Source organism: Castellaniella sp. MT123, from assembly GCF_039614765.1.
GTDB lineage: Bacteria > Pseudomonadota > Gammaproteobacteria > Burkholderiales > Burkholderiaceae_B > Castellaniella.
In genome coordinates, this window is record NZ_CP154879.1 from 1104432 (window position 1) to 1124287 (window position 19856).

The window sequence follows — 19856 nt, forward strand, 5'->3', positions numbered from 1 at the left end:
CTCCTGTCTGCCGCAAGCCGTGATCGGACACCGCGCGCGGGCGCGTTAAAATGATGGATTGTCCTCGCAGTGTAATGCGGCCGCCGTCCGGTGGCCCAGCCTTTTGTCGCCGCGCGGTTTGACCTGAACCAAACATCACGCCATCACAGGAACCCCACATGGAAGCCGAACGCCAGAACCAGATCAGCACGCACATCGAGGACTACCTCGAGCGTCAGGCCATCCTCCGGAGGTATCTTTGACTACGATGCGAAGGCCGAACGCCTGCTCGTCGTCAATGCCGAACTCGAAAGCCCGGACGTCTGGAACGATCCGCCGCACGCCCAGGATCTGGGCCGCGAGAAAAAATCCCTGGAAACCGTCGTCGGGACACTGACCGACCTGGAACGCGGTCTGCTCGACGCCCGCGACCTGTTCGAACTTGCCAGCGCGGACGACGATGACGCCACCCTGGTCGCCATCGAACAGGATTGCGCGGCCCTGGGCGTGCGCCTCGAGGAACTCGAATTCCGCCGCATGTTCTCCAACCCGGCGGATCCACTGAACTGCTTCGTGGACATCCAGGCCGGCGCCGGCGGCACCGAGGCTCAGGACTGGGCCTCCATGCTGCTGCGCCAGTATCTGCACTACGGCGAACGCAAGGACTTCAAGGCCGAAGTCCTGGAGGTCTCCGAGGGTGAAGTCGCCGGCATCAAATCGGCCACGGTCAAATTCGAGGGCGAGTACGCCTACGGCCTGCTGCGCACGGAAACCGGCGTCCACCGCCTGGTGCGCAAAAGCCCCTTCGACTCCTCCAACGGCCGGCACACGTCCTTTGCCAGCGTCTTCGTCTATCCGGAAATCGACGATTCCTTCGAGATCGAGATCAACCCGGCCGACCTGCGCATCGACACCTACCGCGCCAGCGGCGCCGGCGGTCAGCACATCAACAAGACCGACTCGGCCGTACGCATCACGCACAATCCGACCGGCATCGTGGTCCAGTGCCAGAACGACCGTTCCCAGCACCGCAACCGCGCCGAAGCCATGCAGATGCTGAAGTCCCGCCTGTACGAACTGGAAATGCGCAACCGCATGGCCGAACAGCAGAAGCTGGAAGACTCCAAGAGCGACGTGGGCTGGGGGCATCAGATCCGCTCCTACGTGCTGGACCAGAGCCGCATCAAGGATCTGCGCACCGGTGTGGAAATCTCCAATACGCAAAAGGTCCTGGACGGCGACCTGGATCCCTTCATCACGGCCAGCCTGAAACAGGGAATTTGAATCGATGACATCGCAAACCGAAGCCCAAACTCCGGATGAGAACCGCCTGATCGCGGAGCGGCGCGCCAAACTGGCCGTCCTGCGCGAAGGCGGGCCCGCCTACCCCAACGATTTTCACCCCGACACGCACGCCGCGAAGTTGCACGAAGACTGTGACGCCCTGGACGCGGACACGCTGCAGGCCCAGGGGCGGCGCGCCCGCGTCGCCGGACGCATGATGCTCAAACGCGTCATGGGCAAGGCCAGCTTCGCCACCTTGCAGGACACCAGCGGCCGCCTGCAGCTGTATCTGGACCGGGGCGTTCTGGGCGACGAAACCTACGCCGCCTTCAAGTCCTGGGACATCGGCGACATCGTGGGCGCCGAGGGCCAGGTCTTCAAGACACACAAGGGCGAACTGTCGCTGCGGGTGGAGTCGCTGCGCCTGCTGACGAAGTCCCTGCGCCCGCTGCCCGACAAGTTCCACGGCGTCGCCGACCAGGAATTGCGCTACCGGCAGCGCTACGTGGACCTGATCATGACCGAGGAAACCCGCCAGACCTTCCTGGCGCGCACCCGCATCATCAATGCCATCCGTCAGGTCATGACCGAGGCCGACTTCCTGGAAGTCGAGACGCCAATGCTGCACCCCATCCCCGGCGGGGCGGCGGCCAAACCGTTCATCACACACCACAATGCGCTGGACATGGAGATGTACCTGCGCATTGCGCCGGAACTTTATCTCAAGCGACTGATCGTCGGCGGATTCGAACGGGTGTTCGAGATCAACCGCAACTTCCGCAACGAGGGGGTCAGTCCGCGCCACAACCCGGAATTCACGATGATGGAATTCTATGCGGCGTACACCGACTACCGCTGGTTGATGGACTACACAGAAGGGCTGATCCGGGAAACCACCCTGCGCGTCTGCGGCACCACGAGCCTGACCTACCAGGAACGTCCCCTCGACCTTGGGCGCGCCTTCGACCGGCTGACCATCACCGAGGCCATCCTGAAGTACGCCCCCACCTATGCGCCGGCACAACTTCAGGACACGGGATTCCTGCGCACCGAATTGCGCCGCCTGGGGGCCGACGTGGCCGGGCCGGCGCTGGCCCATGCGGGGCTGGGTGCGCTGCAACTGGCCCTGTTCGAGGAAACGGCGGAATCCCAGCTGTGGCATCCGACTTTCATCGTCGACTATCCGGTCGAGGTTTCGCCGCTGGCCCGTGCCTCGGACACACAGCCCGGCATCACCGAACGCTTCGAACTGTTTGCCTGCGGCCGCGAGATCGCCAATGGCTTTTCCGAGCTGAACGATCCGGAGGACCAGGCGGCCCGCTTCCAGGCCCAGGTTGCGGCGAAGGACGCCGGCGACGAGGAAGCCATGTACTACGACGCCGACTACGTGCGGGCTCTGGAATACGGCATGCCGCCGACCGGGGGCTGCGGCATCGGTATCGACCGCCTGGTGATGATGCTGACCGACAGCGCCAATATCCGCGACGTCATCCTGTTCCCCCACCTGCGACGGGAAGACTGAACACCGCGATGCGGACACAAGAAAGGCCGGGTAACCGGCCTTTCTTGTGTCCTGGATGCGTTCCCGGCCCCGGGGTGCCCCGGCACTCGTGCGCGTGGCGGCCCCGGAATCGGCCGACCAACCCTAAACCGTGAACGATTCGCCGCAGCCGCAGGCGGCCTTTTCGTTGGGATTGCGAAAGCGGAAGCCCTCGTTGAGCCCTTCGCGGGCATAATCCAGTTCCGTGCCCTGCAGATAGGGCAGGCTGCCGGAGTCCACGTAAAGACGGGCGCCGAACTGATCGAAGATCGTGTCGTCGAGCCCCTGATCGTCGACATATTCCAGCAGGTAGGACATGCCCGAGCAGCCGGACGGTTTGACGCCCAGGCGCAGGCCCAGCCCCTTGCCACGCTTTTCGAGATGGCGCTGGATGTGTTCCGCCGCCGCTTGTGTCAGTGTGATTGCCATGATGACCTCGACAATAGAAATCAGTGTTCAGGAATGCTTCTGTGTGTAATCCGTGACCGCACCACGGATGGCGTCCTCGGCCAGCAACGCGCAGTGCAACTTGGCCGGCGGCAGATCCAGCGCCTGGACGAAATCCTGACTACGGATCGCCAGCGCCTGATCCAGGCTGCGGCCCTGCAGCCATTCGGTGGCCAGGGACCCTGCGGCGATCGCCGCCCCGCAACCGAAAGCCCGAAAGCAGGCCGACTCGATCGTTCCGTCCCGCAGGCGGATCTGCAGCTTCAGGACCTGGCCCAGTTCGGGTGACCCGACCAGCGCGGTGCCAACCTGCGCATCCTGAGGATCCAAAGACCCGACATGGCGCGGATGCAGATAATGATCCAGGACCTGGGGTCCATATGTTGGGCCAGCCATCAGTGCGCCTCTGCCCAGGCAGACAAGGTCCCCTGCTGGCGCATTTCCCATAGAGGAGAAAGTTCCCGCAGGCGCTGGATCTGCGTGCGCAACAGCCGCACCGCACAGTCAACGTCCTTCTGGGTAGTGTACCGCCCCAGGGTGAGCCGCAGGGAACTGTGCGCCAACGGGTCGCTGCGGCCCAGCGCCCGCAGCACGTAGGAGGGTTCGAGGCTGGCCGAAGTACAAGCCGACCCGGTGGACACGGCCAGCTCCGGAATGGACATGAGCAGCGCCTCGCCTTCGATGTGGGCCACGCTGAAATTCAGGGTATGGGCAACCCGACGATCCGGATCCCCGTTCAGATAGACATCCGGCAGATCGCGCAGACCGTCCCACAGGCGGTCTCGCAGCGCCCGGATGCGCGGGACCTCGTCGGCCATGGACTCGGCGGCCAAGGCATAGGCCTGGCCCATGCCGACGATCTGATGCGTGGCCAGCGTACCGGAGCGCATGCCCCGTTCATGGCCCCCCCCGTGGATCTGCGCCTCCAGGCGCACGCGGGGCTTGCGACGCACATACAGGGCACCGATACCCTTGGGGCCATAGGTCTTGTGGGCCGACAGTGACATCAGATCGACGTCCAGGGCGCGGACATCGACAGGAATCTTGCCTGTGGCCTGCGCCGCATCGGTGTGAAACAGGATGCCGCGTTCACGGCACAGGGCCGCCAGCGCGGCGATGTCCTGCACGACTCCGATCTCGTTGTTCACCAGCATGACGGATACGAGGATGGTGTCGGGCCGCAGGGCGTCCCGCAGAACCTGCGGATCGACCAGACCGCCGCTGTCGACGTCCAGGTAGGTGATCTCGAACCCGCGCTGTTCCAGCGCCTGACAGGCGTCCAGAACGGCTTTGTGCTCAGTACGGGCAGTGACGATATGCCGTCCCCGCGCCGCATGGAATTCCGCCACACCCTTGATCGCGAGGTTGTCGGATTCCGTGGCACCCGACGTCCAGACGATCTCACGCGGATCGGCGTGGATCAGGCCCGCCACCTGTGCGCGGGCACGCTCGACCGCGTCTTCAGCGTCCCAACCCCAGGCATGGCTGCGCGATGCCGCGTTGCCGAAACGTTCGCCCAGCCATGGAATCATGGCCTGCACGACCCGGTCGTCAACCGGGGTCGTGGCGGAATAATCGAGATAAATGGGACGATCCGATGACAGATCCTGCGGCATTGAAACTCCAGAACGATCAGGCCGACACGGGCTCCTGGGCGCGGGCATCGTCAGCGACCGGCGTGATGGGGATTCTGGTACGGCCGTTGCGCAGATGCCCGGATTCCTGCCATTCCCGCAGGCGCTGCTGGTCGACCAGATCCTGCAGCGAAACCGAATCCAGGTATTCCAGCATTTTACGACTCAAGGTGGCCCAGAGATCGTGTGTCATGCACTTGCCCGACCGGCCATTGCGACCGATGTCGCAGTTTTCCTTGCCGCCGCAGCTGGTGGCATCCAGCGGCTCGTCCACGGCGAAGATGATGTCGGCCACGGAGATGTCGCGCGCATGTCGGGCTAGCGTATATCCCCCCCCCGGCCCGCGCACGCTGTCGACCAGTTCGTGACGGCGCAGCTTGCCAAAGAGCTGTTCCAGATAGGATAACGAAATATTCTGCCGCGCGCTGATCGCGGCCAGCGTGACCGGCCCGCTGTGATGGCGCAAAGCCAGATCGATCATTGCCGTCACAGCAAAACGCCCTTTGGTCGTCAAACGCATGATGAAGCCCTCTTTAGTCCGAATCGAAGGTCCGCGGGCACGGATATACCCGACTGTTGGAGTCAAGTATAGCCCGATACCCGAGTAAAACACTCAGCTTTGTCCCGGCAACTTTCCAAATAATTGACCGATATCAATTCAGGGTTATCAATGACCGACACAGCCGTCGGGCCCCAGGCTGAGAGCCCAAAAAGGACGACGCCCCTGAATGGGGCGTCGTGCGGATCGGAGGGGAATCAGGCTGCCTGGTATTGCAGGGCCCGCTTGCGGACCAGTTCCAATACCCCTTGGCAGGCATCTTCGATGTAGTCGAGGACCTTGTTGAAGCCTTCGGGGCCGCCGTAATAAGGATCGGGCACGGTGGCTTCTTCGTATTCGTTGGAAAAGCGCATCAACAGCATCAGTTTGTGCTGATAGATTTTCGGGCAACGCTGCTGCAGGGCCGACAGGTTTTCCCAGTCCATCGCCAGAATCAGGTCGGCCTCGCGGAAGTCATCGGCATCGACCTGGCGGGCCACATGGCTGGACAGATCGTAGCCGCGCTTGCGCGCAGCCACCTGGGCACGAGCGTCGGGCGCCTCGCCCACATGGAAATGGTGCGTGGCTGCGGAATCAACAGTGATGGCATCGGACAAGCCGGCTTCGTCGATCAGGTGCTGGAACACAGCCTGGGCGGAAGGAGAGCGGCAGATATTGCCCGTGCAGACGAAAAGTACCTTATGCATGATAGATGAAAGTGTGCGGGAAAACCCGGAAGTTGGCAAGCATTTTCCAGGAAAAACCCCAAAAGATCCCATCGCGTCATCACTTTGCGCCACATCCGGGTCCGCGGACAACCGGTGGCATGTCAGTGGCCCCGATACCGTATCGCATCACCCCAGCAACGCGCGGTCCCTCAGGGTGCGCAGGGTGTCGCGCACGGCCGCCGCCTGCTCGAACTCCAGGTTGCGCGCATGTTCATTCATGCGTTGTTCCAACCGCTTGATCTCTCGGGCCAGGGCTTTCTCGTCGCTTAGCACGGATTCGTCGAAACCGGCCTCGGCCGTCACCGGCGAGGCGGCCACGGAGACGCCGTCGATCAGATCGCGCACCGCCTTGCTGACCCCGCGCGCGACGATGCCGTGCTCCAGATTGAAGGCCTGCTGCTTTTCCCGGCGCCGGGCCGTCTCGTCCATGGCGCGGCGCATGGAATCAGTCACCCGATCCGCATACAGGATGGCACGCCCGTTCAGGTTGCGGGCCGCGCGACCAATGGTCTGGATCAGGCTGCGCTCGGACCGCAGAAAACCTTCCTTGTCGGCATCCAGGATCGCCACCAGGGACACTTCGGGGATGTCCAGGCCCTCGCGCAACAGGTTGATGCCCACCAGCACGTCGAACGCCCCCAGCCGAAGATCGCGGATGATCTCGACCCGTTCCACCGTGTCGATATCGGAATGCAGGTAGCGCACCTTCAGGCCATTTTCCTGCAGGTATTCCGTCAGATCCTCCGCCATGCGCTTGGTCAACGTCGTCACCAGCACCCGTTCGTGATGCGCGATCCGCAGTTTGGCCTCGCCCAACAGGTCATCCACCTGCGTCGCCGCCGGCCGCAGTTCGACCTCCGGGTCCACCAGGCCAGTCGGGCGTACGACCTGCTCGACGATTTCATCGGCATGGGCGGCCTCGTAGGGACCCGGCGTGGCCGACACGAAGACGCACTGCGGCATGCGAGCCTCGAATTCCTCCAGCCTCAGGGGCCGGTTGTCCAGCGCGGAAGGCAGGCGAAAACCGAACTGCACCAGGGTTTCCTTGCGGGAACGGTCACCCCGGTACATGCCGCCCAGTTGTCCGATGGTCACGTGGCTCTCGTCGATGAACATCATCGCATTGGCCGGCAGGTAATCGATCAGGGTCGGTGGCGGATCTCCAGGCGCGGCGCCCGACAGGTGCCGGGAGTAATTTTCGATGCCCTTGCAAAATCCCAGTTCCTGCAGCATTTCCAGATCGAAACGGGTACGTTGTTCCAGCCGCTGCGCCTCGACCAGTTTACCGTCGGCGGTCAGTTCCGCTAACCGATCGCGCAGTTCATCCTTGATGGTCTGGATCGCATGCAGCACTGTCTCGCGGGGCGTGACATAGTGCGAGCTGGGGAAAATCGTGAAACGCACCAGATTCTGGACCAGCTTGCCCGTCAAAGGGTCGAACAGGTCCAGCGATTCGATTTCGTCGTCGAACAAGGTGATGCGCAGGGCCTGTTCGGCGTGCTCGGCCGGAAACACGTCGATGATCTCGCCGCGCGCCCGGAACGTGCCGCGGGCGAAGTCCATGTCGTTGCGCTCGTACTGCATGGACACCAGGCGCGCCAGGATTTCCTGGCGGCCGACGCGATCGCCCGTTCGCAGGGTCAGCACCATGGCGTGATAGTCGGCGGGGTTACCGATCCCGTAGATGCAGGACACCGTCCCGACGATGATGGTGTCCTGACGCTCCAGCAGGCTTTTCGTGGCCGAAAGCCGCATCTGCTCGATGTGCTCGTTGATCGACGAGTCCTTTTCGATGAACAGATCGCGCGAGGGCACGTAAGCCTCGGGCTGGTAGTAATCGTAATAGGACACGAAGTATTCCACCGCGTTGCGAGGGAAGAATTCGCGCATTTCAGAGTACAGCTGCGCGGCCAGGGTCTTGTTGGGCGCCAGCACGATGGCGGGCCGCCCGGTGCGCGCGATCAGGTTGGCCATCGTGTAGGTCTTGCCCGAGCCCGTCACCCCCAGCAGGGTCTGGCACATGAGGCCATCGCGCACACCGGCTTCCAGCGCCTGGATCGCCGCCGGCTGGTCGCCGGCCGGCGGATAGGGCTGAAACAGCTGAAACGGACTGCCGGGAAAACGCACGAAGCCGGGGGCACCGGCCGGGCTATCCGCCGCCCCGTCGGGCGCAACACCAGTCACAGACATGCCACCGGGCGCCACATCCATGTCGCCCGATGTTTCATCCGACCAACCGGCCTCATCCCGGGAATTCATGCCGATCTCCATGGCTCATCTGGACACTATTCTGGTAAACCCCTTATTATCCCATCGTTGGCCATCGCGACCAAGATCCCTCTTTTCCCTCTGTCTCAGACGTTACCCCCATGTCCTCTATCTTTGCTTCCGTCGAACTCGCTCCGCGCGATCCCATCCTGGGTCTGAACGAACAGTTCAAAGCCGACACCCGGTCCACCAAGGTCAACCTGGGCGTGGGCGTCTACACCGATGACGCCGGCCACATCCCGCTGCTGAAGGCCGTCCGCCAGGCCGAGAGCCGGCTGTACGAACAGGCCGCGCCGCGCAACTACCTGCCGATCGACGGTATCCCCGGTTACAACCAGGGGGCCCGCGCGCTGCTGTTGGGCGCAAATTCCCCGCTGATCGCCGATCACCGTTCCGTGACGGTCCAGACACTGGGCGGCACGGGGGCCCTGAAGGTCGGTGCCGATTTCCTGAAGCAGATCCTGCCCAATGCCAAGGTCGCCATCAGCAACCCCAGCTGGGCCAACCACGAAGCCCTGTTTTCGGCTGCCGGCTTCCCCGTCGTCAGCTACGACTATTACGACGCCGCGACCCATGGCCTGAACTTCGACGGCATGCTGGCTTCCCTGCGCGCCCTGCCCGCCGGCACGATCGTGGTGCTGCATGCCTGCTGCCACAACCCCACCGGGGTCGATCCCAGCGCCGAACAATGGCTCCAGATTGCGCAAACCCTGCAAGCCGGCCAGCTGGTCCCCTTCCTGGACATCGCCTATCAGGGCTTTGGCGCCGGGCTCGAGGAAGACGCCTCGGTCGTGCGCCAGTTCGCCGATCTGGGCATGACCCTGTTCATCAGTTCCTCATTCTCGAAGTCGTTCTCGTTGTATGGCGAACGGGTCGGCGCGCTGACACTGGTCACCGGCGGCGACGACGAGAGCGCCCGCGTGCTCAGTCAGCTCAAACGCGTCATCCGCACGAACTACTCCAACCCCCCCACCCATGGCGGCGCGATCGTCTCCACAGTTCTGAATACGCCGGACCTGTTCTCCGTGTGGGCCGAGGAACTGGCCGGCATGCGCGATCGCATCCGCGCCATGCGTCACCAACTGGTCGATAAAATCCACGCCCAGGGTGTGGACCGCGACTTCAGCTTCGTGAAGACGCAGCGCGGCATGTTCTCGTACTCCGGCCTCACCAAAGCCCAAGTCGAGCGCCTGCGTGAGGAATTCGGCATCTATGCCGTGGGCAGCGGCCGTATCTGCGTGGCTGCCCTGAACAGCGGCAACATCGACTACGTGGCCAAGGCCATTGGCGAAGTCCTGAAGAGCTGACCGCACAACCGGTAAATGCGCCAGGCCAGCGTCCTGTCTGGCTGTCGCGCGAAACAATGCAACAGGCTAGAAAGGCCCCGGGTCCACACCCCGGGCCTTTTTCTTTTCCGCTCGCGCGGCGGCGCGCGGCTCGACCCGCGATCGGCACTTGGCCACTTGCGCGTCGTTACGCGTTCGATCACAATATGAACTGGTTTTTCATCCAGTATCGTTCCATGGCCCTGAAGCTTACCGCACGGCAATCCCAGATCCTTGGGCTCATCATCCAGGAAATCTCCCGGACGGGGCGCCCGCCCACCCGGGCGGAAATCGCGCGCACCCTGGGTTTTCGTTCAGCCAACGCCGCCGAAGACCATCTGCGCGCGCTGGAACGCAAAGGCTACATCCAGCTGGCGGCCGGTACCTCGCGCGGCATCCAGCTGACCGCGCAGGCAACCGAAGGCCAGGCCTTCACCGGGCCGCACGGCCTGACCTCGACGCTGCCTCCCACAGGCACGCAACCCCATGCGGCCGCGACGGGCTCACCGGCCACCCTGCTGACTCCGCCCGGCGCCCCGATCTGGACAGCCCCGTCCGATCAGCGTCTGGTGCCACTCATCGGCCGCGTTGCTGCCGGCCACCCTATTCTGGCAGCCGAACACGTCGAACGCGAAATCCCGCTGTCCCCCCATCTGTTCGAATCCGCGCCCGATTACCTGCTTCGCGTACGCGGCAGCAGCATGCGCGACGCAGGCATCCTGGATGGCGACCTGCTGGCTGTGCACAGCACACCACAGGCCCGTCACGGCCAGATCGTGATCGCGCGGCTGGGCGACGAAGTCACAGTAAAGCGTCTGGAACACCAGGGGCGGCGCATCCGGCTCCTGCCGGAAAACCCCGACTTTGAACCCATCGTGATCGGCGCAGGCGACGAATTCGCCATCGAAGGCATTGCCGTCGGGCTGATCCGCACCACGGCGCTGCACTAACGCCCCGTTCACACGGATTCCCTGATCCTGTCCACCTTTTCCGGGCGGGATCCCTGCTTCCGCCTCGATCAGCAGAAAAACGGCCTTCCCGGTCGCACGATCCGGAACATCCGATCGTGCGACCCAGAAGGCCGTCAGCGGCACTGGGCAGATCGGTGCTAGTGCTTGATCACCCCGCCACTACCGGATTCCGCCGGCTTGGCCGCCGCCACCGCGTCAGCCGCCAAGCGGGCGATCTCTTCCTCTGACAGTGGCGTCGGCAGACGCTGCAGCGCGACTTCCAGCACCCGGTCGATCCAGCGCACCGGGATGATTTCCAGGTGGTTTTTCACGTTGTCCGGGATTTCCGCCAGGTCCTTGACGTTTTCCTCCGGGATCATCACGGTCTTGATGCCACCACGATGCGCCGCCAGCAGTTTTTCCTTCAGGCCGCCAATTTCCAGAACCTCGCCGCGCAGGGTGATTTCACCCGTCATCGCGACATCGGCGCGAACCGGAATGCCCGTCAAGGCGGACACCATGGCCGTCGTGATCGCAATCCCCGCCGATGGACCATCCTTCGGCGTGGCGCCTTCAGGGAAGTGCACGTGCAGGTCATGTTTTTCAAATACCTGGTCGGCAATGCCCCACTGACGGGCACGGGCGCGCACCACCGTCCGGGCGGCCTCGACGGATTCCTTCATCACGTCGCCCAAGGAGCCCGTGCGCGTGACCACACCCTTGCCCGGCATGTCGGCGACTTCGATCGTCAGCAGCTCGCCACCGACTTCGGTCCACGCCAAGCCCGTCACCTGACCAACCCGGTCTTCCTTCTCGGCCACACCGAAGCTGAAGCGACGCACCCCCAGGTAATCGTTCAGGTTGGCCGAATCGACTGTGATGGATTCCTGGATCTTCACGGCCTTGCGGCCACGGATGACCGGGTTGGCCGACAGCAGCCGCTTGACGGCCTTGCGGCAGATCTTGGAGATTTCCCGTTCCAGCGCACGCACACCCGCCTCGCGCGTGTAGTAGCGCACGATGTCACGGATGGCCGATTCGGTCACCACCAGTTCGCCTTCCTGCACACCGTTGTTCTTCATGAGCTTGGGCAGCAGATGGTCGTAGGCGATGTGAACTTTTTCGTCTTCGGTGTAGCCCGACAGGTGGATGACCTCCATCCGGTCGAGCAGCGCCGGCGGGATGTTCAGCGTGTTGCTCGTGGCGACGAACATGACGTCGGACAGATCGAAATCGACCTCGATGTAATGATCCTGGAACGTGTGATTCTGCTCGGGATCCAGGACCTCCAGCAGAGCCGACGACGGATCGCCACGGAAATCCGCGCCCAGCTTGTCGATCTCGTCGAGCAGGAACAGCGGATTGCGAACGCCGACCTTGGCCATGTTCTGCAGGATCTTGCCCGGCATGGACCCGATATAGGTACGCCGGTGGCCGCGGATCTCGGCTTCGTCACGCACGCCGCCCAGGGCCATACGCACGAACTTGCGATTGGTGGCGCGCGCAACCGATTGCCCCAGCGAGGTCTTGCCGACCCCTGGAGGCCCGACCAGGCACAGGATAGGTGCCTTCAGCTTCTCGACGCGCTGCTGCACCGCAAGATACTCGACGATGCGTTCCTTGACTTTTTCCAGGCCATAGTGATCCGCGTTCAGGACCTCCTCGGCATTGCTCAGCGAGTTATTCACGCGGCTTTTCTTGTGCCATGGCAGGCCGATCAGCGTATCGATGTAAGTGCGAACCACCGTGGCCTCGGCCGACATCGGCGACATGAGCTTGAGCTTCTTCAGCTCGCCATCCACCTTTTTCCGGGCTTCCTTCGACATGTGGGCCGAGACGATCTTGCGCTCGAGATCTTCGATATCGGCGCCCTCTTCGCCCTCGCCGAGTTCCTTCTGGATCGCCTTGACCTGCTCGTTCAGATAGTAGTCGCGCTGGCTTTTCTCCATCTGCTTTTTCACGCGGCCGCGAATGCGCTTCTCGACCTGCAAGATGTCGATCTCCGATTCCAGCTGCGCGAGCAAGGCCTCCAGGCGCTGCGCGGCACCGATCATGTCCAGCAGGGACTGCTTCTGTTCGATCTTCAGTGGCAGATGGGCCGCGATCGTGTCGGCCAGGCGGCCGGCATCCTCGATGCCCGACAAGGAGGTGAGGATCTCCTGGGGGATCTTCTTGTTCAGTTTGACGTACTGCTCGAACTGCGCCAAGACGGCGCGGCGCAGGGCTTCAGCCTCGGCCTGATCGGACTGGTCTTCTTCGATGCCGGTCACATTGGCCATGAAGTGCGTTTCGGCGTCCGACACCGAATGGACGCGGGCGCGCTGCAGCCCTTCGACCAGCACCTTGACCGTGCCGTCGGGAAGTTTAAGCATCTGCAGGATGCTGGCCGCGCAGCCGATCTCGTACAGATCCTCGGGGGTCGGCTCGTCCTTGCCCGCGGATTTCTGGGCAACCAGCATGATGCTGTTGCCGGCCTCCATCGCGAGTTCGAGCGCCTTGATGGAGCGCGGCCGCCCTACGAACAAGGGAATGACCATGTGGGGAAAGACCACGACATCCCGCAGCGGCAGCAGCGGCAGATCCGCAGGTTCCTGGGTCAGAATCTGGCTAGCAGACATGGTTGCTTCCTAAAATATGTGGTTCCAATAAAAAAGGAAGCGCAGGCTTCCTTTTTCGCGTCTTGCCTGCTTCTCCATATGGAGTCGAGACCGGGTCTTTCAAGACCTGGTTGTTCCCAGTATATAGGTAGAGTGTCAGGTTCCGGATCGGACTGCCGGCGGAGCAGGCGGGACGGGATACGCATGTGGACCGACCGAATGGCCCCGCCATGAGAGACGGGGCCCGTCCCGCCGGATCAGGCTGCCGCCGAGCGCAGGGGTTTTTCCTCTTCAGCCTTGTGGGTGCCCCGCGGTCCTTCGATCAGCGTCGGGGTATCCCGACCCTCGACGGCATCCACATCCAGCACCACGCGATTGATGTCCTGCCGCGACGGCAGCTCGAACATCGTTCCCAGCAAAGCCTGCTCGATGATGGAGCGCAAGCCCCGCGCACCAGTGCGACGCTTGATGGCGCGTTGGGCGATCGCCGTCAACGCCTCGGGCGTGACGTCGAGTTCGACCTCTTCCATCTCGAAGAGCTTCTGGAATTGCTTGACCACCGCGTTACGCGGTTCGGTCAGGATGCGCACCAGCGTGTCCTCTTTCAGCTCTTCCAGGGTGGCGACCACCGGCAGACGGCCCACGAGTTCGGGAATCAGGCCAAATTTGATCAGGTCTTCGGGTTCGACCTCGGCGAAGAGTTCGCCCACGCCCCGTTCGGAGCGTGCGCGCACCGTGGCCGAAAAGCCGATGCCGGAGCGTTCGCTGCGGTCACGAATGATTTTTTCCAGACCATCGAAGGCGCCGCCCACGATGAACAGGATATTCGTGGTGTCGACCTGGACGAAATCCTGATTGGGATGCTTGCGCCCGCCCTGGGGAGGAACCGATGCGACCGTGCCTTCGATCAGCTTCAGCAAGGCCTGCTGCACGCCTTCGCCGGACACGTCACGGGTGATCGAGGGATTGTCGGACTTGCGCGCGATCTTGTCGATCTCATCGATGTAGACGATGGCGCGCTGGGCCTTTTCGACTTCGTAGTTGCAGTTCTGCAGCAGCTTCTGGATGATGTTCTCGACGTCCTCGCCCACGTAGCCGGCTTCGGTCAGCGTCGTTGCATCCGCCATGACAAAAGGCACGTCCAGCATGCGCGCGAGCGTCTGGGCCAGCAGTGTCTTGCCCGACCCGGTGGGGCCGATCAGCAGGATGTTGCTCTTGGACAGTTCCACGTCACCGCTTTTGGCATCCGTATATCGGATGCGCTTGTAGTGGTTGTAGACCGCCACCGCCAGATTGCGCTTCGGCGTTTCCTGACCGATCACATAGCCATCCAGGAAGGTCTTGATTTCCAGGGGCGTGGGTAGTTCATTGCGCACGGCGTCGCGGGCCGCTTCCTGCTTCTCGTCGCGGATGATGTCATTGCACAGACTGATGCATTCATCGCAGATGAAAACGGAAGGGCCGGCGATCAGCTTGTGGACTTCGTGCTGGCTTTTGTTGCAGAAGGAGCAGTGCAGGGTCTTATCCTCGCTGGATCCTTTTTTTTCGGTCATGGCAAACCTGTGCTTATCTGGCTTCGTTGGCGCGCGAAACCAATACTTTGTCGATCAGCCCGTAGGCCTGAGCCTCGTCGGCGGACATGAAATTGTCGCGCTCGGTGTCCACACCGATACGCTCGATATCCTGACCGGTGCGCTCGGCCAGAATGCCGTTGAGGCGTTCACGCAGGCTGAGGATTTCCTTGGCCTGGATCTGGATGTCGGATGCCTGGCCCTGGGCACCGCCCGAGGGCTGGTGGATCATGATCCGGGAATTCGGCAGCGCGTAACGCTTGCCCTTTTCCCCCGCAGCCAGCAGGAAGGCACCCATGCTGGCAGCCAGCCCGGTGCACAACGTAGAGACGGCCGGCTTGACGAACTGCATGGTGTCGAAGATGGCCATCCCGGCGTAGACCGAACCACCCGGGGAATTGATGTACAGGGAGATGTCCTTGTCGGGGTTCTCCGATTCCAGGAACAGCAGCTGTGCCACGACGAGATTGGCCGACTGGTCGTTGACCGCGCCCACGAAGAAGATCACCCGCTCGCGCAGCAAGCGCGAGTAGATGTCGTAGGACCGTTCGCCTCGACCCGACTGCTCGATCACGATGGGCACGTAGCCCAGGCCGGTGGGAACGACGGATTCCCCACCATACAGCGATGCATAGAAATCGGTGAACCTGGACATCAACGCGTTCCCATCAAGGTATCAAAATCCACGGCTTCGTCGGTGACCTGTGCCGCCGCCAGCACGTGATCGACGACGTTGTCTTCGAGCACCAGCGATTCGATCTCGGCGCGGCGCTGGCGATCGGACAGATAATACGCCACCACCTGGGCAGGCTGCTCGTAGCTCTTGGCGAAGTCCTCGATGCGGGCACGCACCTGTTCGGGCTTGGCCTTGAGGTCGGCGGCCTTGATGAGTTCGCCCACCAGCAGCCCCAGGCGCACGCGGCGCTCGGCTTCGGGGCGGAAGGTGTCTTCCGGGATGGGGATGGAATCGGCGTTGGGCAGACCGCGCTGTTTGAGTTCCTCGCGCGCGGCGGCCGTACGGTTGGCGACTTCGTCGTCCACCAGCGCCTTCGGCAGATCGAACGAGCAGGCGGCGGCCAGGGCGTCCATTACGCTGGCTTTGGTGCGGTTCCTGGCACGGGCCTGGGCCTCGCGCTCGACATTGCCGCGCACGTCGGCCAGCAGAGCCTCGACGTTGCCTTCGGCCTGGCCGAGGGACTTGGCGAAATCGGCGTCCATTTCGGGCAGTTCGGGTTCGGCGACTTCCTTCACTGTGATCGTGAATTCCGCCTGCTTGCCGGCCACAGCGGCGCTGCCGTAATCCGCAGGAAAGTCCAGCGGGAAGGTTTTCGACTCACCAGCCTTCAGGCCGGTCGCGGCGGCCTCGAATTCGGGCAGCATGCGGCCCTGACCGAGGACAAAGGGGAAATCCTGGGCGGTGCCGCCGTCGAAGGCCACGCCGTCGATGGTGCCGGCGAAATCCAGGGTCACGCGATCGCCGTCCTGCGCGGCGCGGTCGGCGGCGGGCTTGAAGACGGTACGCTGGCGGCGCAGGATGTCGATGGTCTTTTGCACTTCGGCATCACCCACCTGCGCCGTGCTGCGAGTGATCTTCAGCGAGGACAGATCCGGCAGGGCGACCTCGGGATAGACCTCGAAGGTGGCGGAAAAGGCCATGACGCCATCGTCCCCGCCTTCGGTCTTGGGCTCGAGATTGGGGGAACCCGCCACGCGCAGATTGGCGTCGGCGATGACCTTGTCCAGGGATTTGCCGATCTGGGAATTGATCACGTCATAGCGCACCGAAGGGCCATGGCTGCGTTCGATCACGGACAACGGCGCCTTGCCGGGACGGAATCCGTGGACCTTTGCCGTGCGGGCAACGCGTTTGAGTTGTGCCTGGACTTCCTTTTCGATGTCGGCGACTGAAACGGTCAGATCGACACGGCGCTCCAGGCCGGACAGTTTTTCAACCACGGGCTGCATTCGGAACCTATTGATAGTTATGGACAGTAAACAGTCTATTTTAGCGGAAAGTCGACCGAGGCGTAGAAGGGCCAGGACGTCAGGGATTTCACGCTATAATGGACGGCTTATCTCGCGAGCGTGGCGGAATTGGTAGACGCACCAGATTTAGGTTCTGGCGCCGCAAGGCATGAGAGTTCAAGTCTCTCCGTTCGCACCACGGTGCTTAAAGCTGCTGAAAGCATACCATCAATAATTATAAAAATCAGTAACTTAGAAGACAGCCCCTGGAATTGCTTGATAGCCTGACGTCGGGTTTTAAACCCATGATTCTGGCAGTATAAGTCGTCATTTCTTTGTCGCCAGGCATGGGCCACCCACAACACAGCCCGCTTTTGGCGGGCCGTGTTGATTTTCCAAGCGGGTAAGCAGATTTACCGCAGCATGAACCCGCCAAAGAACCGGCTCAGCTCGGCATGGGCATCGAGCGGCAGGATATTGGCGATGTGCTGGTCCGGGCGTACCACCACCATGCAGCCCTTCTCGCGGTCGATGCCGTGCTGTTCAAAGACATCGTGAGCCTCGTTCGTCTGGAAGGCCTTTTCGTAATCGCGCAGGCCGTATTTTCCCTTGGCAGGCCACAGAAAATCCGGCATTCCTTCGATGCTCAGGTCCCGCTGCTGGAACACGGCGTAGACATCAATCACCGAGTCAACATCCGCCCCGGCCGGAGTGTATTGTTTCACCGGAGAGCTATCCGCGTCAGCCAGGAATCCGACCAGTCGGGCCGCCTTGGAGGTCGCATCCAGCGGGCTTGGCGCATCGCCAAAGATGAAGATACGCCAGCGGCCATCTGCCTTGTTCAGGTGCCCCAGCTGTACCGGGCAACCATCCGCCACGCGCACGGCTTGGGCGGAATGGAAACGCTGCCCGATCGGGAGTCCGCCCGCCAGCGCCAGGCCCGCCGGGCCACAACCGACGATCAGCACATACTTCTTTCGGCAGGTCGACCATCGGCGGCGGAGATGCGGGTTCGCGCGTCTCATCGGCAATCTGGTAATTGCCGGGTTTGAAACCGTTCAGATGGTACTGCATGAGCAGCCTCCTTTTGCCGTGGCCTCGCGGCCGCCGCACCGGCCGGTCGGATGCTCTTCGTCAGCGAGCAGGTGGTTGCCGCTGCTACGGAATTGATCGGGGTGCATGTTTTCGGGGGGCATGGCAGCTCCGTTATCTCTCATTATTGGAGGCACCATGGTAGAGCACGGTGGTGAGCTACTGAATGCAGCTTTCGCCGTTAAGCTTGGACTTTTCGCAAGGCTCTGCCACAATCACCCGCCGTGACAAGTAGGCGCTCGGTGGCATGCCGACATGGCGGCTGAAAAATCGTGAAAAGTAGGCCGGGTCGCGAAAACCCAGGGCGAAGCATATCTGGTTGACCGACTGACCGCTGTGCAACAGAAGGCGCTTGGCCTCCTGCAACTGGCGCTCGAAGATCAGATGCTTGGACGATATGCCAGCCAGGCGTCGACAGATCAGATTGAGCCGCGCCGTGGTCAGACCCAACTCGCCAGCATAGCGTTGCAGTGGCCAGTGCTCGGCATAGCGGGCCTCCACCAACTGGTTGAAACGGTGAAACTGCAGCAGGTCATGAGCCGGTATGGGGCTGTCGCGCTGTGTCTGCTCGACCAGGTGCAGCAGGTTGGCCAGGATCAGTCGCAGCAGAGCCAGCAGGTTGGCCCCGCGACCATCGCGTTGGCAGGCAAATTCGTCGGCTACCTGATGGAACAAAGGCGCCAGGTGCCCGGCGACGCGGGCTGCCTCGTCCCGTTGCTCGCCCAGACTGACGCACAACGGCTGGTTCAGCCGGGGAGACAGAGCGGCTTCGCTCTCGAACAGCTTCCACACCAGTTGCTGGCGCACGGTGATGACCTGGCCTTCGCTGGCTGCATCGGTGACGAAAGCATGGGGCACGCCGGGCGGGGTCAAGAAACACAGTGGACCTTCCAAGCGATATTGACGGTCGTCCAGGTAGAGGTGGACATGGCCGTTGTGGATGTAATGAAAAGGGCGGAACGACTGATACGACAGGGATGGACGCCGCCCGAAGCAAGTCGCAGAATCAGGGTCTCGGAAACCGCTGCAAGGCTGCGCCATGAATCTGAATCTGCTGATCGAACGCCGCAATCACGACCTGGGCGGCGGCTTCCTGGTGGGACGGTTGCTGCCGCACGCCAGACGCCGTATGGTGGGGCCTTTCACCTTTTTCGACCACATGGGGCCGCTGGACGTGAAGGCCGGCGCCGACCGCGCCATCGATGTCCGGCCCCACCCCCACATCGGTCTGTCCACCGTCACCTATCTGTACAGCGGCGCCATCACGCACCGCGACAGCCTGGGCTCGCATCAGGAGATCCTGCCCGGCGAGGTCAACTGGATGACCGCGGGACGCGGCATCACCCACAGCGAACGGCTGGAGGCCGCCCGCCGGCGCGGCGCCGTCATGCACGGCGTCCAGGCCTGGGTCGCCCTGCCAAAGGAACAGGAAGACATGGCGCCGGCCTTCTTTCATCACCAGGGACCCGACGACCTGCCGGAATTCCACGAAGACGGCATTACGGGCCGCCTGATCGCCGGCACCATCGATGGGGTCAGCGCCCGCACGCCGACGTACTCGCCGCTGTTCTATCTGCACTGGAAGATGGACGCGGGCGCGCGCCGCAGCCTGGGCACCCAATACCCCGAACGGGCGATCTACGTCGCCATGGGCCAGATCGAAGTGGGAGGACAGCGGGTATCCGCCGGTCAGATGGCCGTGCTGGACCCAGGCCACACGATCCAGGTGGCGGCCCGGCAGCCTTCGACCGTAATGCTGCTGGGCGGGGAACCGATCGGCGAACGCTTCATGTTCTGGAACTTCGTGTCATCGTCCAAGGCCCGGATCGAGCAGGCCTGCGAGGACTGGCGCACCCTGCGCATGCCGCTTCCGGTCGGCGACGACCAGGAATTCATCCCCTTGCCCGAGCGACGCAAGGGATGACTTGTTCAGCGCAT

Annotated in this window: 17 protein-coding genes and 1 tRNA gene; 6 read left to right on the plus strand and 12 right to left on the minus strand. The window is 62.7% G+C overall.

Annotated elements, in window-relative coordinates; genetic code table 11:
* The first annotated feature begins 158 nt into the window (after nucleotides 1–158).
* Together prfB and lysS are read left to right on the plus strand one after the other, a co-directional pair.
* Nucleotides 159–1263 (plus strand): peptide chain release factor 2 gene (gene prfB, locus ABCV34_RS05075; RefSeq protein WP_345798128.1). Its coding sequence is split into 2 segments (ribosomal slippage): nucleotides 159–239 and nucleotides 241–1263, totalling 1104 coding nucleotides; the frame shifts between segments, so codons are not numbered across the junction.
* Between the two features lie 4 nt (nucleotides 1264–1267).
* Nucleotides 1268–2785 carry a lysine--tRNA ligase gene (gene lysS, locus ABCV34_RS05080; RefSeq protein ID WP_345798129.1) on the plus strand — a complete coding sequence of 506 codons (1518 nt, stop codon included), beginning with the start codon at nucleotides 1268–1270 and terminating at the stop codon, nucleotides 2783–2785.
* Nucleotides 2786–2908: 123 nt separating this feature from the next.
* Here lysS and iscA read toward each other — a convergent pair whose 3' ends face one another.
* The 6 genes from iscA to uvrB form a co-directional block, all read right to left on the minus strand.
* Nucleotides 2909–3232 (minus strand): iron-sulfur cluster assembly protein IscA, encoded by a 324-nt coding sequence (iscA, locus tag ABCV34_RS05085; RefSeq protein ID WP_345798130.1) that lies wholly within the window; start codon nucleotides 3230–3232, stop codon nucleotides 2909–2911.
* A 27-nt stretch (nucleotides 3233–3259) separates the two neighbouring features.
* Entirely contained in the window at nucleotides 3260–3646 is a 387-nt protein-coding gene (locus ABCV34_RS05090) for an iron-sulfur cluster assembly scaffold protein (protein WP_345798131.1), read from the minus strand.
* Complete coding sequence (locus ABCV34_RS05095) at nucleotides 3646–4866, minus strand: IscS subfamily cysteine desulfurase (protein ID WP_345798132.1); 1221 nt, start codon at nucleotides 4864–4866, stop codon at nucleotides 3646–3648. The genes ABCV34_RS05090 and ABCV34_RS05095 overlap by 1 nt, the downstream gene beginning before the upstream one ends.
* Before the next feature lie 16 nt (nucleotides 4867–4882).
* Nucleotides 4883–5404 (minus strand): Fe-S cluster assembly transcriptional regulator IscR, encoded by a 522-nt coding sequence (gene iscR / locus ABCV34_RS05100; RefSeq protein ID WP_345798133.1) that lies wholly within the window; start codon nucleotides 5402–5404, stop codon nucleotides 4883–4885.
* A 236-nt stretch (nucleotides 5405–5640) separates the two neighbouring features.
* Entirely contained in the window at nucleotides 5641–6132 is a 492-nt protein-coding gene (locus ABCV34_RS05105) for a low molecular weight protein-tyrosine-phosphatase (RefSeq protein WP_345798708.1), read from the minus strand.
* Nucleotides 6133–6276: 144 nt separating this feature from the next.
* Nucleotides 6277–8340, minus strand: a complete 2064-nt coding sequence (uvrB, locus tag ABCV34_RS05110; protein ID WP_345798709.1) for an excinuclease ABC subunit UvrB — start codon at nucleotides 8338–8340, stop codon at nucleotides 6277–6279.
* Between the two features lie 179 nt (nucleotides 8341–8519).
* On the opposite strand from uvrB, the gene ABCV34_RS05115 reads away from it, so the two are divergent.
* Nucleotides 8520–9725 (plus strand): amino acid aminotransferase, encoded by a 1206-nt coding sequence (locus ABCV34_RS05115; RefSeq protein WP_345798134.1) that lies wholly within the window; start codon nucleotides 8520–8522, stop codon nucleotides 9723–9725.
* Between the two features lie 215 nt (nucleotides 9726–9940).
* Nucleotides 9941–10693, plus strand: coding sequence for a transcriptional repressor LexA (gene lexA / locus ABCV34_RS05120; RefSeq protein WP_345798710.1), 753 nt, complete (start codon nucleotides 9941–9943; stop codon nucleotides 10691–10693).
* A gap of 158 nt (nucleotides 10694–10851) precedes the next feature.
* Here lexA and lon read toward each other — a convergent pair whose 3' ends face one another.
* From lon to tig, 4 genes are all read right to left on the minus strand, one after another.
* The gene (gene lon / locus ABCV34_RS05125) at nucleotides 10852–13311 is read right to left on the minus strand and encodes an endopeptidase La (RefSeq protein ID WP_345798135.1); all 2460 of its coding nucleotides are present in this window, start codon (nucleotides 13309–13311) and stop codon (nucleotides 10852–10854) included.
* A 236-nt stretch (nucleotides 13312–13547) separates the two neighbouring features.
* Nucleotides 13548–14843: an ATP-dependent Clp protease ATP-binding subunit ClpX gene (gene clpX / locus ABCV34_RS05130; RefSeq protein ID WP_345798136.1), complete on the minus strand. Its 1296-nt coding sequence runs from the start codon at nucleotides 14841–14843 to the stop codon at nucleotides 13548–13550.
* Between the two features lie 13 nt (nucleotides 14844–14856).
* Nucleotides 14857–15516: an ATP-dependent Clp endopeptidase proteolytic subunit ClpP gene (gene clpP / locus ABCV34_RS05135; protein WP_345798137.1), complete on the minus strand. Its 660-nt coding sequence runs from the start codon at nucleotides 15514–15516 to the stop codon at nucleotides 14857–14859.
* Nucleotides 15516–16826: a trigger factor gene (tig, locus tag ABCV34_RS05140; RefSeq protein ID WP_345798138.1), complete on the minus strand. Its 1311-nt coding sequence runs from the start codon at nucleotides 16824–16826 to the stop codon at nucleotides 15516–15518. Before tig ends, clpP begins: the two co-directional genes overlap by 1 nt.
* A gap of 114 nt (nucleotides 16827–16940) precedes the next feature.
* Here tig and ABCV34_RS05145 point away from each other — a divergent pair.
* Nucleotides 16941–17025, plus strand: a tRNA-Leu gene (locus ABCV34_RS05145).
* Nucleotides 17026–17239: 214 nt separating this feature from the next.
* On the opposite strand, the gene ABCV34_RS05150 is transcribed toward ABCV34_RS05145, so the two are convergent.
* Entirely contained in the window at nucleotides 17240–17794 is a 555-nt protein-coding gene (locus ABCV34_RS05150; RefSeq protein WP_345798139.1) for a hypothetical protein, read from the minus strand.
* 283 nt (nucleotides 17795–18077) lie between these two features.
* The gene (hpaA, locus tag ABCV34_RS05155; RefSeq protein WP_345798140.1) at nucleotides 18078–18959 is read right to left on the minus strand and encodes a 4-hydroxyphenylacetate catabolism regulatory protein HpaA; all 882 of its coding nucleotides are present in this window, start codon (nucleotides 18957–18959) and stop codon (nucleotides 18078–18080) included.
* Here hpaA and ABCV34_RS05160 point away from each other — a divergent pair.
* The gene (locus ABCV34_RS05160) at nucleotides 18958–19842 is read left to right on the plus strand and encodes a pirin family protein (protein WP_345798141.1); all 885 of its coding nucleotides are present in this window, start codon (nucleotides 18958–18960) and stop codon (nucleotides 19840–19842) included. The two genes, hpaA and ABCV34_RS05160, sit on opposite strands and share 2 nt — an antisense overlap.
* Nucleotides 19843–19856: the final 14 nt, after the last annotated feature.

What these genes read in the sequence shown, in the direction of transcription:
- tig (WP_345798138.1), bottom strand. Translation starts at nt 16,826, where the DNA reads ATGCAGCCCGTGGTTGAAAAACTGTCCGGCCTGGAGCGCCGTGTCGAT.
- hpaA (WP_345798140.1), bottom strand. Translation starts at nt 18,959, where the DNA reads ATGGCGCAGCCTTGCAGCGGTTTCCGAGACCCTGATTCTGCGACTTGC.
- ABCV34_RS05095 (WP_345798132.1), bottom strand. Translation starts at nt 4,866, where the DNA reads ATGCCGCAGGATCTGTCATCGGATCGTCCCATTTATCTCGATTATTCC.
- ABCV34_RS05160 (WP_345798141.1), top strand. Translation starts at nt 18,958, where the DNA reads ATGAATCTGAATCTGCTGATCGAACGCCGCAATCACGACCTGGGCGGC.
- clpX (WP_345798136.1), bottom strand. Translation starts at nt 14,843, where the DNA reads ATGACCGAAAAAAAAGGATCCAGCGAGGATAAGACCCTGCACTGCTCC.
- iscA (WP_345798130.1), bottom strand. Translation starts at nt 3,232, where the DNA reads ATGGCAATCACACTGACACAAGCGGCGGCGGAACACATCCAGCGCCAT.
- ABCV34_RS05090 (WP_345798131.1), bottom strand. Translation starts at nt 3,646, where the DNA reads ATGGCTGGCCCAACATATGGACCCCAGGTCCTGGATCATTATCTGCAT.
- uvrB (WP_345798709.1), bottom strand. Translation starts at nt 8,340, where the DNA reads ATGTCTGTGACTGGTGTTGCGCCCGACGGGGCGGCGGATAGCCCGGCC.
- ABCV34_RS05115 (WP_345798134.1), top strand. Translation starts at nt 8,520, where the DNA reads ATGTCCTCTATCTTTGCTTCCGTCGAACTCGCTCCGCGCGATCCCATC.
- lysS (WP_345798129.1), top strand. Translation starts at nt 1,268, where the DNA reads ATGACATCGCAAACCGAAGCCCAAACTCCGGATGAGAACCGCCTGATC.
- clpP (WP_345798137.1), bottom strand. Translation starts at nt 15,516, where the DNA reads ATGTCCAGGTTCACCGATTTCTATGCATCGCTGTATGGTGGGGAATCC.
- iscR (WP_345798133.1), bottom strand. Translation starts at nt 5,404, where the DNA reads ATGCGTTTGACGACCAAAGGGCGTTTTGCTGTGACGGCAATGATCGAT.
- lon (WP_345798135.1), bottom strand. Translation starts at nt 13,311, where the DNA reads ATGTCTGCTAGCCAGATTCTGACCCAGGAACCTGCGGATCTGCCGCTG.
- lexA (WP_345798710.1), top strand. Translation starts at nt 9,941, where the DNA reads ATGGCCCTGAAGCTTACCGCACGGCAATCCCAGATCCTTGGGCTCATC.